Source organism: Pseudomonas sp. CK-NBRI-02, assembly GCF_008124495.1.
Classification (GTDB): Bacteria; Pseudomonadota; Gammaproteobacteria; order Pseudomonadales; family Pseudomonadaceae; genus Aquipseudomonas; species Aquipseudomonas guariconensis.
This window is the reverse complement of the sequence record NZ_VSJH01000003.1, coordinates 121,072-134,522: the sequence shown is the minus strand read 5'-3', so window position 1 is coordinate 134,522 and position 13,451 is coordinate 121,072. Positions and strand designations below refer to the sequence as shown.

Here is a 13,451-nt window from a genome sequence, read left to right as displayed (position 1 = left end):
GAACGCAGCGGTCTTGTATTGGCTGTGCTGGCCTCCTCGCGGGTGAGCCGGTGCCCACAGACCTTGCGCAGGCCTGGAAAACCCTGCTGTACCTGTGGGTGCGGTCCTACCGGCGAAACCGGCGCCGCGATGCCGCATCATCATTTGGTAACCAGTTCGACCGGGGTCTGGATGACGTTGTCGGCATCCACCGCAGGCTTTTCGCCCTTGAGCATCTGCAAGGCCGCCTGGATGCCGAACACTGCCTGGTCGGCGCCATGCTGCTCGAGGGTGGCAAGCACACGGCCGTCCTTGAGCATGGGCTTGATGGCGCGGATGTTGTCGTACCCAACCACTTGCACCTGGCCGGTCTTGCCTGCCGCCCGCACCGCCGACACAGCGCCCAGGGCCATGCTGTCGTTGCCGGCCAGCAATGCCTTGAGATCGGGGTATTCGTTGAGCATGGCGGCGGCGACGGCGTTGCCCTTGTCGATCTCCCAGTTGCCCGACTGCACCGAGACCACTTTCATCTGCGCAGCTTCCATGGCGTCCTTGAAGCCTGCGGTGCGCTGCTGGGCGTTGGTGGTGGTCGGCACGCCTTCGATGATACCGACCTGGTCCCCGGCCTTGAGCTTCTGCTGGGCCAGGTAGTCGCCGACCAGGCGAGCGCCCTTGCGGTTGTCGGGGCCGACGAAGGGCACGCTCAGGCCTTTGCTCTTGAGCACGTCGGGGTCGAGGCGGTTGTCGATGTTGACCACGGTGATGCCCGCGTCCATGGCCTTCTTGATCACCGGCACCAGGGCTTTGGAGTCGGCCGGAGCGATGACCAGGGCGTTGACACCGGAGACGATCATCTGCTCGACGATGCGGATCTGGTTGCCAGTATCGGATTCGTCCTTGATGCCGTTGGCCACCAAGTCGAAATCATCAGCGTGGGTTTTCTGGTAGGTCTTGGCGCCGTCTTCCATGGTCAGGAAGAACTCGTTGGCCAGGGATTTCATGACCAGGGCGACCTTGGGTTTGTCCTGGGCCTGGGCGGCGGACACGGGGAGCGAGAGGGCAAGCGTGGAGAAGACAGCCAGGGCCAGCAAGCGGCCAGGGAATGGCAATTTCATGAATTTGACTCCGAATCTTGTGTTTTTTATCGGATCGCAAACGTTTGCGTTGCCTAACTATGGAAACAAGACCTGCTTTTGTCAAATCCCTCACGCGGTTTTGCCCAGGCCGCGTACGTCGGGATTATCCGAAAAATTTCCGAAAAACCGAACACCTTTTCCTACTCTCATTCGGGATACCGAACGGAACAGGCTGTCATGCAGCCCGAACCAGTCTCACAGGTTTGTCGTAACGCGCCCTGATCACGGCCTCATCCAGCCCTTGCTGGGGCCACGGCCCCCGCTGGTACGAAACCTGCCTGCTTTAGGGCGCGACACAGCCAACCGTCTCATTTGGAAGAGAGAAAATAAAAACATGAATGCTGCAGTGAAAACCTTCGCCCCAAGCGCCCTCGCCCTGTTGCTGATCCTGCCGACCGGCCTTAGCGCCAAGGAAGCCGAGCAACAGCAGAAGCTGGCCAACGTGGTCATCCTCGCCACCGGCGGCACCATCGCCGGCGCCGGTGCCAGCGCCGCCAACAGCGCCACCTACCAGGCCGCCAAGCTCGGTGTCGACAAACTCATCGCCGGCGTACCGGAGCTGGCCACCTTGGCCAACGTGCGCGGCGAGCAGGTGATGCAGATCGCCTCCGAGAGCATCAGCAACGACGACCTGCTCAAGCTTGGCAAACGCGTCGCGGAGCTGGCCGACAGCAAGGACGTCGACGGCATCGTCATCACCCACGGCACCGATACCCTCGAAGAAACCGCCTACTTCCTCAACCTGGTGGAGAAGACCGACAAGCCAATCGTGGTCGTCGGCTCCATGCGCCCGGGCACTGCCATGTCCGCCGATGGCATGCTCAACCTGTACAACGCCGTAGCAGTAGCCAGCGACAAGCAGTCCCGCGGTAAAGGGGTGCTGGTGACCATGAACGACGAGATCCAGTCCGGCCGTGACGTGAGCAAGTCGGTCAACATCAAGACCGAAGCGTTCAAGAGCGCCTGGGGCCCGATGGGCATGGTGGTCGAAGGCAAGTCCTACTGGTTCCGCCTGCCGGCCAAGCGCCATACCGTCAACTCGGAGTTCGACATCAAGCAAATCAGCGCCCTGCCCCAGGTGGACATCGCCTATGGCTACGGCAACGTGACCGACACCGCTTACAAGGCGCTGGCGCAAAATGGCGCCAAGGCTCTGATCCACGCCGGCACTGGCAATGGCTCGGTATCGTCGCGGGTGGTGCCAGCCCTGCAAGAGCTGCGCAAGAACGGTGTTCAGATCATTCGTTCGTCCCACGTCAATCAGGGTGGTTTCGTGCTGCGCAACGCCGAACAGCCTGACGACAAGAACGACTGGGTCGTGGCCCATGACCTGAATCCACAGAAGGCGCGGATCCTGGCGATGGTGGCGATGACCAAGACCCAGGACAGCAAGGAGCTGCAGCGGATCTTCTGGGAGTATTGATTCGTTGCCATGACGTCGGGCCGGCGCGTTGTATGAGCCGGCCCCTTCGCGGGTAAACCCGCTCCCACAGGGTCCAGAGCGGACGTGGGAGGAGCGGGCTTACCCGCAACTGCATTCACCCGAGAGTGAACCAATTACATCCCTGCGGTCATAGACGCTTTCGCCTTACACGCTGTTGCGAAATGCCTTACAGTGAAATACTGTATGCGCATACAGCAAAACAAGGAAAAGCCCCGTGGCCAGTACCTCTGCAGCATCCCCTAGCACCTACGAACAACTGGGTCTGCGCATCCAGAAGATCATCAACAGCCCCATCGCCCAGCGCAGCCGCGCGGCCTTGATCTTCCGCCTGGAGCACGAGTCGCCCGACGACTGGGAAACCCTGCTCGAGGAAATCGCCGAAAACGACAACGTCACCCTCGCCCACCGCGATGACGGCGGCGTGCAGATCTTCTGGACTGTGCCCAAGGAAGACTGACCGCGCATGAGAGTTTCGCTTTTCGCAGGCCTGTGCCTGCTGTCCACCGCTGTCACTGCCCACGCCGACGCCCCACGCACCTTCCAGGAAGCCAAGAAGGTCGCCTGGCGCCTGTATGCACCGCAATCCACCGAGTTCTACTGTGGTTGCAAGTACAAAGGCAACAAAGTGGACCTGGCCTCTTGCGGCTACACCCCGCGCAAGAATGCCCAACGCGCTTCGCGCATCGAATGGGAACACATCGTGCCTGCCTGGCAGATCGGCCATCAGCGCCAATGCTGGCAGAATGGTGGACGCAAGAACTGCTCGCGCCACGATGAGGTGTACAAACGCGCCGAAGCCGACCTGCACAACTTGGTACCGAGCATCGGCGAGGTCAATGGCGACCGCAGCAACTACAGCTTCGGCTGGCTGCCGCAGCAACAGGGTCAGTACGGCAGCTGCCTGACCCAGGTGGACTTCAAGGCCAAGAAAGTGATGCCGCGCCCGTCGATCCGCGGGATGATCGCGCGCACCTACTTCTATATGAGCAAACAGTACAACCTGCGCCTGTCCAAGCAAGACCGGCAGTTGTTCGAGGCCTGGAACAAGACCTATCCACCGCAGACCTGGGAGTTGCAGCGCAACCAACAGGTGGCGTGCGTGATGGGCCATGGCAACGACTTCGTCGGGCCGGTGAACATGCAGGCCTGTGGCTGATCAGTTGAGGGTCTGCAGGTAGGCGCTGGCCTGCTGGTAGCGGCAAAGCCGGGCCAGGTCCGCCGGGCCCGGGCATGGGATACGCGACAGGTCACTGTTGTCGGCCAGGTCCGCCAGCTTGACCTGCCGCGCCAGCGGGTCGCCGCCAAGGCGCACCACGAACGCTTCGTAGCTCTCGCCTTCACGCCGGCTCAACGCCAGCACGGCGGCGAGGATCTTCAGGGGGAAGCCTTCGCGCGCGAGGTCCGACAGGGTCAGCGGGGTGTCTTCCAACACGTCGTGGAGCACCGCGACGATCCGCTGCTCGGGCGTCGAAACCCGCATCATCACCCGCAACGGGTGGAGAATGTAGGCCGCCCCACCCTTGTCGTATTGCCCTTCATGCGCCCTGGCAGCGACGGCAATGGCCCGTTCCAGCGTAGACATGAGGCCTTTCCCCCTCAACCACCTGCTTCCCTGCAAGCATAGCCGCACACGCCCCGGACATGCATTTTTGACGCCCTGGAGCCGCTGTGCGGCCCGTGCCTTAGCGCTGTGCGCCGTGCTGGATGACGATCGAGTCCGTGCCCAGGCGCGCCATGACATCGGCCTTGCGTGCCTCGGCCTCGGCCTTGGTGGGGAATGGCCCCATCAACACCACCGGCTTGCCATTGCGATACTCGACCGAGGACGGGATGCCCTTTTCGATCAGGCGGGCAGTCATGTCGGTCAAGGCGCCCATGTTGGCCCCTTGGATCACTTCCACATCCCAGCCTTCCGGGGCCGGCTGGTCAGCCAGGGCATCGGCGCGGCGTTGCAGCTCGGCACCGCCGCAGACCTCACGGATGCGCAGGTTGTTGCCGGTGTCATCGACGAGGATTTCATACTGGCCATCGTGCTTGATCGCCACATAACTGCGGTACGCCTCGTACTGCCCGGCGTCGTCCTTGCCGCGCACCTGGCCGCAGATCGAGCCCTGGGTGTCGATCCGCACGTTGGCGAACTTGGCCGTCTTGGGGTTGTGCAGGTGTTCGGCCACCTGTTTGTGGACACCTTCGACCTCGTTCTCACAGCCCGCCAGGGCCAGCACTGCCATTACCACTGCCAGTTTGCGCACGCGTCTACCTCCTGATTCGAAGCGGCGGATTCTAGCATGTCGCGCGGACAGCCTAGACTTCGGCGACCATACTCAGTGCGAACCTGCTGAACACAAGGCCAGAATATGGACAGCATTCGCGGTACCGCCTTCTTGCAGTTCGGGGAGCTGCTCGCCGCCCACGGCGCTTGCATGCGCGACTATCTGTCGCCCCACCGTATCACCCTGGATGTAGTCGGCAACTATGAGAAACGCTTCGCCTACCAAAGCCTGGTGCAGATCTTCGAAGGCAGCGCCCATGCCCTGCGCTTGCCCCAGCTCGGCCTGGAGCTGGCGACCCGCCAGGGCTTGACCCTGCTCGGCCCGCTGCAGCATCTGGCGCGCTCGGCCCCCACCGTGGGCGAGGCGCTGGTGGCCGTGCTGCGCTACATGCGCGTCTACAGCCCGGCGATTCAATTCAGCCTGGAGCGCCGGCCAGGCAGGGCCCTGCTGTATTTCGACAACACTCTGCCCAGCAGCCAGCCCATGCCGCAGATCGTGGAAAAGTCCATCTTGCATGGCAACCTGCTGGTCAGCGAGCTGCTCGGTATCGCATTCAAACCCAGGGCCGTGCTCTTTCGTCATCAACCCCAGGCTAGCCTGGCGCTCTACCGACGCTACTTCGACTGCCCCGTGCTGTTCGGTCAAGACCACAACGCCCTGGCTCTCCATCCCGAAGACCTGCAAAAAACCAGCGTTCAATACGACCCCACGCTACACGACATCATGCGCCTGCACCTGGAGGGGCAGTGCGCCGAAAACATCGACCTGCAAGACAAAGTCCGCCAGCACATCCTGCTCATGCTACCCAAGCGCCGCTGCAGCCTCGAGCAGATCTCGCTGGTGTTGGGCCTGCACCCGCGCACCCTGCAACGTCGCCTGGCCAGCGAAGGGATCGAGTTTGAACAGCTGGTCGAGCAGGTGCGCTGTCAGCAAGCGCGGCAACTGCTGCAAAGCACCTGGCTCAGCGTCGCCCAGATCGCCCAGGAGCTGGGCTATCTACGCACGGCCTCGTTCTGCCGCGCCCACGCCCGCTGGTACGGCTGCACACCCCTGGAGCACCGTCGGCAGTTGAGCAGCAAGAGCGTCGTGGCGACACCGGTCCCTGGGCGTATTCACATTTGATGACGGATGCCTGGAACCCCTATGCCGCACCGCTCCGTTCAGTGCGACGTCGCATTCGCCGGATTGACAGCGCAAGGCGTCATGGAAAAAACAAAACCTTCACCTAAAGTCTTTTGAGTTCGAAATCGATGGGATCAGCCGTCCCTGGCTGTCGTAAAAGGAATACAGGCCACCCCGTCGAAATTGCTATAGCGCCGCTATGCTACTGGGGAAAAACGAGTAGCCCGAAGTGATGAGTTACGTCACAGCGAAAAGGAGTTTTGTATGTAGCGATGCGTGACGCATCGCCTACCTACCGATCCTCAACCTGAGGGGACATTGAAGTCTATGCATGCTTTGCTTCCATTCCCGGCTACGCGGACTCACCCACGCCCTTGGTGGCGCGCCCCTACCCTCGCCTGCGCGCTGCTGCTCGGCAGCCCGACCGTCTCTGCCGGCGGGATCTTCATCTATGAAGCCGGCCAGGAAGGCAACGGCCTGGCCAACGCAGGCTCCGCAGCCCTGGCCAAGGACCCGAGCGTGCTGATGAACAACCCGGCGGGCCTCACGCAGTTGCGGGGTACCCAGGTCAGCGCCAATGCCCAGGTGATCCTGGGCGATCTACGTTTCTCCCGCGACAGCAACAATCAGTTCGATGGCAACGAAGGCGGTAATGCCTTGCAGTACCTGCCCGGTGCCAGCCTGTTCATCAGCCACCAGCTCGATGACCGCGCCGCGATCGGCTTTGGCATGTATGGCAATTTCGGCTTGGCGCTGGACTACGACGACGATTGGGCCGGGCGCTATTTCACCCAGGAGGCTGCGATCATCGGCGTCTCCTTCCAGCCGACGCTGGCGTACAAGTTCACCGATGACCTGTCCGTGGGCGTCGGCCCGCGCATCATGTACGGCTATTACCGCACTGAAATGGCGGTCAACAACAACCTGCTGGGGCTGCGCGACCGCCCGGACGGGCAACTGGAATACAAGGACACCGACGTCGGTACTGGCGTCAACCTGGGAGTGCTGTACCAACTCACTCCACACACCACGCTCGGCTTTGCCTACACCAGCAAGATCAAGCTGGAGTTCGAAGACAGCCCCCACGTACGCAACATCAGCAACCCGATCCTCAACGCCGGTTTGCGCAGGCTGGATGTGGACGCCCTGGAGCTGGACCTGAATGTCCCGCAGACCGCCACGTTCAGCGTGGCCCACCGGCTGGACGAGCAGTGGACACTGCTGGGCAGCCTTGGCTGGCAGGACTGGAGCGATTTCGGCGACGTGGGCGTGGACGTAGACGCCAACAACGCAGGCGCGAGCCGCACGGTCGACCGCAAGTACAAGGACACCTGGCACGCCTCGCTTGGCGCCCAGTACCAGGCCACACCGCGCCTGCGCTGGAGCATGGGGCTGGGTTACGACAGCTCGGCAGTGGACGATGACGACCGCACGGTAGACAACCCTATGGGCGAGACCTGGCGCCTGGCCACGGGTGTGAATTACATGCTCGATGAAGGGCTCGACGTACACCTGGCCTATACCCTGGTGTGGCTGGGCGACATGGACGTTGAACAAACAAAATCGCGCTCGGGCAATACATTGTCCGGCAGCTTCGACAACAGTGCGCTACATATCATTGGAGGAGGCGCAACCTGGCGCTTCTAGATACATCACGCGTAACTCGCCACAAGACCGCGGAGCAATGCCCAATGTCCCAAGGAGAAATTGCATGAACCTGAAGTCGTTCGCTACAACCTTGTGCCTGTCCTCGCTACTGCTCTCCGGTTGCGCGAGCAAATACGTGGAGTCCGATCAGTATTCCGGCTTTCTGAAGGACTACAGCATCCTCAAGGAAGAAAAGTCCCCCTCCGGTGCGCCGGTGATGCGCTGGATCAAGCCTGGCGTCGACGTCAACGCCTTCCGCAGCGTCTACATCGAGCCCAGCCAGCTCTATCCGCGGCCGCAGCCGACCGAGAAGGTTCCGCAGTCCACGCTTCAAGGCATCACCCAGTACTACGACCAGACCTTGAAATCACACTTCTCCAAGGTCCTGCCGCTGGCCACCAGCCCAGGCCCAGGCGTGTTGGTCGTGCGCCCGGCGATCACTGCGGTCAGCGCCTCCACCAAGAGCCTGCGCCCGTATGAAGTGATCCCGATCGCCCTGATCGCCGCGGGTATCAGCACCGCCACCGGCATTCGCGACCAGGACACCAGCATCGCCACCGAGGCGGCCTTCATCGATGGCAGCAGCAACCAAGTAGTGGCCGAGGTGGTGCGCAAAGGCGCCGGTACAGAGCTGGAGAACTCGTCGCAAGTCATGCAGGCCAAAGATGCCAAGGCCGTGCTCGACGGTTGGGCGCAGGACATGGTCAAGTCGTACCAGGCCCTGAAGAAATGATCCTTGTCGGCGCTGCCCTTCTGCGTGGCGCCCGCTTCGCGGGTGAATCGGTTCGGTGTCCGGTTTACCCGTGAAACCTGCACGACCTCACGGTTTTGTCGCGGGCACGGCTTCGAGCAGCGCGCTCACGGCATCCAGATCACAGGCTTCGGCCAATGCACACATATGGGCCGCCAGCATCTCGAGCTCCTGCGGAAGACCTTGCACCCATTCGAACAGGTCCGTGACCGCCCCCGGCAGAAGAGGTTGGTGACCGAGCAGGAGTGGATTCAAATGGTGAAGACGGCAAACCTTCTCCTGGCCCGGGCCACATCCTGAACGTGCTCTGGGTCACGGCTCACGGCGGTGGAATCAAATCCAACGTGCGCTCCACTTCCTCGATGTCGATCCTGAAACCGTCGCCATCGGGGGTACCGACCACATAAGCGAAGTGCTGGTTGTCTCGGTCGGTGTGGTACTTGTAGTAGCTGACGAAGCGATTGGGCGGTTGCAGGGCGAGCAAAGCACCGCCCGGTTGCAGGACATTGACCCCATGCACCAGCTGGCTGCCCTCGACACCGATCACCACCTGCGCCCCGGCGCAGGCCGCAACGATGGACGGCACGTCGCTTTTCAGCGGATCGACCACGTGAAAACCACGGGTTCGACGCAGGTGCTCGGCCAACTCCAGTTCGTTGCGCAGCAAGCGCAGGTCGCCGTCGCCACCGCGCAGCAAGAACACGCCGGGGTGAGACTGATAGTTCACCCGCGACAGCAGCTTGTCGCCCATGGCGCGAAAACGCAGATACTTGTTGCGGTTGTTACAGAAGTCATCGAACAGCACCAGTTCATGGAAGTAGGCGCCACTCAGGCGCCTTGGCTTCATGCCGAGCCAGTCTTCGTAGGGCGGCGCCTGGGTGTAGATGGGAAACCGCGCCGACGGCCCGACAGTGACCGGCACACCTTCCTCGGCGGCCAGGGGATAGGTCACGCAGTCTTCGACCATCCAGTTGCCGAACCAGGTATTGCCGTTGACCGAACAGTAGATCGCCCCGCGGTCGATCTCATGCTCCACGACCACAGGCGGGAATGCCCTGGGCCGTTGGGAAAGCCAGAAACTGGCCCGCCCCTTGTACAACACTCCGTCGATCAACCAGACGTCCTTGAGCAGATAGCCCCGGGTCGGGCCCTGCACCACTTCGCCCAACCCTGCCATGGTGCGGGCCGGGTGCTCATATGGATAGAAGCGTTTTTCCTCCCAGCCGGTGACGCGCTCCAGCTGGCCGGGCAGCGCAATGGCTGGCGGAGAGAACGACAGGCAACCTGGGGCGATGTCCCAGCTTCTTTCCGCGATGCTTTTCAGGCTGATATCGACATGACGAGCCAGCCGTTTTCGCGCGATGTATTTATACGCGGCCAATGTCCAGTGCCGACGATGATGGGAATCCAATTGACTGAACGCCGACACCTCACTTTCCATGAACAGTCCTCCCCACTGAGCGGGACCCGTCAGGAACGGCAAACCCATAAAGGATGTAGCCACCCTTTATGAACCTGACAAATAGGCCGGAATATCAACGCGAAACGTCAATGCACCCTTTAACTCATCGATATGAAAGCCACGCTTCATTGAAACAGCGCCCCTCATATCCAGTAACAAGTAAAGGTGCCAACAAATGACTTTGCAAGCGCTCTACCTCGGGTATTTGCCAATTATTTTATGGCGTCAAATTAATCACCCGACTTAAATAGTTTGCACTTGCAATGAACATTCAGACTCCGCTTCGCGCCGTCAGTCGATATGAGGATGCTGTTGCGCCAAACGTGCGCGCTGGGCTTGAAGCTCGGCAATCTTCGCGTCGATGTCTTCGATCTTCTGCTCCAGCGTGTCGTGGTGTTCCTGCAGCAGCTCGCGCGCTTCTTCGATGTCCGAGGCAGCGGGGGCAGCGCCGTGCAGGGGCTTGTTGGCCGTCTCCTTCATCGACACGCCCGTGGCCAATCCCACCAATGCGATCACCATCAGGTAGTAGGCCGGCATGTACAGGTTTTCGGTGCTCTCCACCAGCCAGGCGGCGATGGTTGGGGTCAGCCCGGCGATCAGCACCGAAATGTTGAAGGCGCTGGCCAAAGCGCTGTAGCGGATATGGGTGGGGAACATCGCCGGCAAGGTAGAAGCCATCACCCCGATGAAGAAATTGAGCAGCACGGCCAGGATCAGCAAACCGGCGAAGATCACCCCGAGCACGCCGCTGTTGATCAGCATGAACGCCGGAATGGCAAGCACCAACAGCCCCACGCTGCCACCGATGATGAAGGGCCGGCGGCCGACCTTGTCGCTCAACAGGCCAATGATCGGCTGCACGAACAACATGCCGACCATGATCGCGATGATGATCAGCACCCCATGGTCTTCGCTGTAGTGCAGGTTATGGGACAGGTAGCTGGGCATGTAGGTGAGCAGCATGTAGTAGGTGACGTTGGTGGCGATGACCACACCCACGCAGGTCACCAGGCTGCGCCAGTGCTGGGTGGCGACCTCCTTGAACGACACCTTCGGGCCTGAAGCCAGGCCCTCGCGATCGCCCTGCTCCAGCTTGTCGACATGCTGCTGGAAAGCTGGCGTCTCTTCGAGGGCGTGGCGCAGGTAGAGGCCGATCAGGCCCAGCGGCAAGGCCAGGAAGAACGGCAAGCGCCAGCCCCACTCCAGAAACGCCGCCTCGCCCAGTGCAGTGGAGATGAGCACCACCAGGCCCGCGCCCAGCACGAACCCTGCGATCGAACCGAAGTCCAGCCAACTGCCGAGAAAGCCCCGCTTGCGGTCCGGTGCGTACTCGGCCACGAAAATCGACGCCCCGGTGTATTCGCCGCCCACCGAGAACCCTTGGGCCATCTTGGCCAGCAGCAACAGGATCGGCGCCCAGATGCCGATCGAGGCATAGGACGGGATCAGCCCGATGGCGAACGTACTCAAGGACATGATCACGATGGTCGCCGCCAGCACCTTCTGACGCCCATAGCGGTCACCCAACGCGCCGAAGAACAGCCCACCCAGCGGGCGGATCAGGAATGGCACCGAGAACGTGGCCAGTGCCGCGATCATCTGCACCCCGGGGCTTGCGTTAGGAAAGAACACCTTGCCCAGTGCATAGGCAACGAACCCATAGACACCGAAGTCGAACCACTCCATGGCATTGCCCAGCGCCGCCGCGGTGATCGCCTTGCGCATCTTGGCGTCGTCGACGATGGTGATGTCCTGCAAGCCGATCGGCTTGACGGTCTTTTTCCGTGATTTCATGGCCAGTCCCTGTCGCGGATGCATGTTCTAAGGCATCAGATACAGCGGAACGTAAAAAAATTCACCGTGAACGCTGGGCAGGCTTTGTGGCGCTGCACGGCGCAGCCTTCTGCAAGAGCAGATTTACCCAAAGACTGCACAATCCTGTGGGAGCGGGTTCACCCGCGAATGCGGTAGTGGATTCACCAACGTATTCGCGGGTAAACCCGCTCCTACAGCTGGCGAGGCAAGCCCCAGTAAAGTGTTAACGGCGATGCACTGCGCAGCCGCCTGCAAGAGCAGATTTACCCAAAGACTGCACAGCCCTGTGGGAGCGGGTTCACCCGCGAATGCGGTAGTGGATTCACCAACGTATTCGCGGGTAAACCCGCTCCTACAGCTGGCGAGGCAAGCCCCAGTAAAGTGTTAACGGCGATGCACTGCGCAGCCGCCTGCAAGAGCAGATTTACCCAAAGACTGCACAGCCCTGTGGGAGCGGGTTCACCCGCGAATGCGGTAGTGGATTCACCAACGTATTCGCGGGTAAACCCGCTCCTACAGGGATCGCGCCAGCCCAAAAGCCAGCGCCCCAAACGGGATCAGGCAATCGCCTGGGCCCCCGCGGCCTCGCGGTGGCGTCTGACCATCCGCTGCAGCAGGCTGGACACCACCACACCCACCACCGCCAGCACGCTCATCAGGCTGAACACATAGGTGTAGCCCTGCTCGCCTGGGTAGTGGTCCAGCAACGCGCCATAGATCACGTAGGCGAACATGCCCGGCGCATAGCCGATCAGGCAGCCGATGCCGAATGCGGAGCCGGTGATGCGCGAAGGGATGCCCACTTCGCTCATCGGCGCCCAAAACACCCCACGCATGGTGAACACCACCAGGGCGAAGGACAGTGTCGCTGCCAGGCCCGCGTAGATGTAGCTTTCACCACGCGGAATGCTGAGGATGACCAGCATCAGCGGCAGCAAGGCAACGAAGGCCCATTTGAGGTAGCGGCTCGAACTCTTGAGCTGTTTGTCAGCGATGAAGCCACCGGCCGGGCCACCGAGGACCTTGAGGAAGTACTGGTTGATGATGCCGTAGGCGCCCACGAGTGCCACCGGCAGGTGGTACATGTCCTTGAGGTATGGGATGAAGTAGGTCAGGCCGCAGTACACGATGTAGACCATGAACACGTTCAGGCTCACCAGCCAGATCCCCGGCATGCGCACCGCCTCCAGCAGCCCTGACAGACCGATGGGCTCGCGGGTGCTGTTGACCTGGCGCGCATCCTTGAGCAGGAACAGCGCCAGCACGCCAACTCCAATGTCGATCAGCGAATAGAACGCGATGGCCGCCTTGAGGCCGGCCGCACCGGAACCCAGGGCAACGAACACGCCGAGGGCGGAAAACGCCACCAGCGTGTCCACCGCGCCCCGCCCGCCTTCGAGCAGGCCGAACATGCGGCTTTGCTCCTGGTCATTGCCCAGGTTGCGGATGGCCTTGAGCAGCGAAGGCCAGAAGATGCAGTCGGCGCACACCGCCAGCAGGCCGAAGATGATGAGCAACTGGTTGTAGCCCGGGAAGCTCGCCAGGTACAGGCCCAACCCACCGATGCTCACCAGCCCCAGCGGGATGAGCTTGCGCGTTTCGAAGCGGTCGGCCAGAAAGCCCCCCACCACGAATAGCGCGGTGGCGACGATGGCGTTGACGCTCAGCAACGTGCCGATCTGGGTATGGGTCAGGCCCATGTGCTCCTGCATCGGGATGTAGAAAGCGTCCTTGAGGTTGGACAGTTTGTAGATGGTCCCGCCGCCGAGGACGAGGATCAAAAAGCGTAGCCACTTGGCTTTGACCGAAGCTGTCATTGTTG

12 protein-coding genes are annotated in these 13,451 nt (G+C 61.6%); 6 read left to right on the top strand and 6 right to left on the bottom strand.

From position 1 onward, the window contains the following. Positions 1–140: 140 nt before the first annotated feature. Complete coding sequence (locus DQ397_RS03175) at positions 141–1,094, bottom strand: sugar ABC transporter substrate-binding protein (RefSeq protein ID WP_043214806.1); 954 nt, start codon at positions 1,092–1,094, stop codon at positions 141–143. 355 nt (positions 1,095–1,449) lie between these two features. On the opposite strand from DQ397_RS03175, the gene DQ397_RS03170 reads away from it, so the two are divergent. The 3 genes from DQ397_RS03170 to DQ397_RS03160 all read left to right on the top strand — a co-directional run bounded on the left by DQ397_RS03170 (position 1,450) and on the right by DQ397_RS03160 (position 3,715). Further along, positions 1,450–2,538: an asparaginase gene (locus DQ397_RS03170; protein WP_043214809.1), complete on the top strand. Its 1,089-nt coding sequence runs from the start codon at positions 1,450–1,452 to the stop codon at positions 2,536–2,538. Positions 2,539–2,773: 235 nt separating this feature from the next. Beyond that, on the top strand, positions 2,774–3,016 hold the full coding sequence (locus DQ397_RS03165; protein WP_043214811.1) for a DUF1654 domain-containing protein: 243 nt from the start codon (positions 2,774–2,776) through the stop codon (positions 3,014–3,016). A gap of 6 nt (positions 3,017–3,022) precedes the next feature. Beyond that, a complete protein-coding gene (locus DQ397_RS03160; RefSeq protein ID WP_043214814.1) occupies positions 3,023–3,715 on the top strand; it encodes an endonuclease in 693 nt (230 codons plus the stop codon). Here DQ397_RS03160 and DQ397_RS03155 read toward each other — a convergent pair whose 3' ends face one another. Then, positions 3,716–4,141 carry a GTP pyrophosphokinase gene (locus DQ397_RS03155; protein WP_043214816.1) on the bottom strand — a complete coding sequence of 142 codons (426 nt, stop codon included), beginning with the start codon at positions 4,139–4,141 and terminating at the stop codon, positions 3,716–3,718. It abuts the gene before it with no gap. Between the two features lie 100 nt (positions 4,142–4,241). Then, positions 4,242–4,811: an SPOR domain-containing protein gene (locus DQ397_RS03150; RefSeq protein WP_043214818.1), complete on the bottom strand. Its 570-nt coding sequence runs from the start codon at positions 4,809–4,811 to the stop codon at positions 4,242–4,244. A 105-nt stretch (positions 4,812–4,916) separates the two neighbouring features. On the opposite strand from DQ397_RS03150, the gene DQ397_RS03145 reads away from it, so the two are divergent. From DQ397_RS03145 to DQ397_RS03135, 3 genes are all read left to right on the top strand, one after another. Then, the gene (locus DQ397_RS03145; RefSeq protein ID WP_052352510.1) at positions 4,917–5,954 is read left to right on the top strand and encodes an AraC family transcriptional regulator; all 1,038 of its coding nucleotides are present in this window, start codon (positions 4,917–4,919) and stop codon (positions 5,952–5,954) included. A gap of 327 nt (positions 5,955–6,281) precedes the next feature. Then, entirely contained in the window at positions 6,282–7,601 is a 1,320-nt protein-coding gene (locus DQ397_RS03140) for an OmpP1/FadL family transporter (protein ID WP_043214822.1), read from the top strand. Between the two features lie 64 nt (positions 7,602–7,665). Next, positions 7,666–8,334, top strand: a complete 669-nt coding sequence (locus DQ397_RS03135) for a DUF3313 domain-containing protein (protein ID WP_043214824.1) — start codon at positions 7,666–7,668, stop codon at positions 8,332–8,334. A gap of 337 nt (positions 8,335–8,671) precedes the next feature. On the opposite strand, the gene DQ397_RS03130 is transcribed toward DQ397_RS03135, so the two are convergent. The 3 genes from DQ397_RS03130 to DQ397_RS03120 all read right to left on the bottom strand — a co-directional run bounded on the left by DQ397_RS03130 (position 8,672) and on the right by DQ397_RS03120 (position 13,446). Then, positions 8,672–9,793 carry a glycosyltransferase 61 family protein gene (locus DQ397_RS03130; RefSeq protein WP_043214826.1) on the bottom strand — a complete coding sequence of 374 codons (1,122 nt, stop codon included), beginning with the start codon at positions 9,791–9,793 and terminating at the stop codon, positions 8,672–8,674. A gap of 312 nt (positions 9,794–10,105) precedes the next feature. Continuing rightward, positions 10,106–11,608: a glycine betaine/L-proline transporter ProP gene (gene proP / locus DQ397_RS03125; protein ID WP_043214829.1), complete on the bottom strand. Its 1,503-nt coding sequence runs from the start codon at positions 11,606–11,608 to the stop codon at positions 10,106–10,108. 578 nt (positions 11,609–12,186) lie between these two features. After that, positions 12,187–13,446 carry an MFS transporter gene (locus DQ397_RS03120; protein WP_043214831.1) on the bottom strand — a complete coding sequence of 420 codons (1,260 nt, stop codon included), beginning with the start codon at positions 13,444–13,446 and terminating at the stop codon, positions 12,187–12,189. Positions 13,447–13,451 lie beyond the last annotated feature (5 nt).

What these genes read in the sequence shown, in the direction of transcription:
- DQ397_RS03175 (WP_043214806.1), bottom strand. Translation starts at nt 1,094, where the DNA reads ATGAAATTGCCATTCCCTGGCCGCTTGCTGGCCCTGGCTGTCTTCTCC.
- DQ397_RS03170 (WP_043214809.1), top strand. Translation starts at nt 1,450, where the DNA reads ATGAATGCTGCAGTGAAAACCTTCGCCCCAAGCGCCCTCGCCCTGTTG.
- DQ397_RS03160 (WP_043214814.1), top strand. Translation starts at nt 3,023, where the DNA reads ATGAGAGTTTCGCTTTTCGCAGGCCTGTGCCTGCTGTCCACCGCTGTC.
- DQ397_RS03155 (WP_043214816.1), bottom strand. Translation starts at nt 4,141, where the DNA reads ATGTCTACGCTGGAACGGGCCATTGCCGTCGCTGCCAGGGCGCATGAA.
- DQ397_RS03145 (WP_052352510.1), top strand. Translation starts at nt 4,917, where the DNA reads ATGGACAGCATTCGCGGTACCGCCTTCTTGCAGTTCGGGGAGCTGCTC.
- DQ397_RS03140 (WP_043214822.1), top strand. Translation starts at nt 6,282, where the DNA reads ATGCATGCTTTGCTTCCATTCCCGGCTACGCGGACTCACCCACGCCCT.
- DQ397_RS03135 (WP_043214824.1), top strand. Translation starts at nt 7,666, where the DNA reads ATGAACCTGAAGTCGTTCGCTACAACCTTGTGCCTGTCCTCGCTACTG.
- DQ397_RS03130 (WP_043214826.1), bottom strand. Translation starts at nt 9,793, where the DNA reads ATGGAAAGTGAGGTGTCGGCGTTCAGTCAATTGGATTCCCATCATCGT.
- proP (WP_043214829.1), bottom strand. Translation starts at nt 11,608, where the DNA reads ATGAAATCACGGAAAAAGACCGTCAAGCCGATCGGCTTGCAGGACATC.
- DQ397_RS03120 (WP_043214831.1), bottom strand. Translation starts at nt 13,446, where the DNA reads ATGACAGCTTCGGTCAAAGCCAAGTGGCTACGCTTTTTGATCCTCGTC.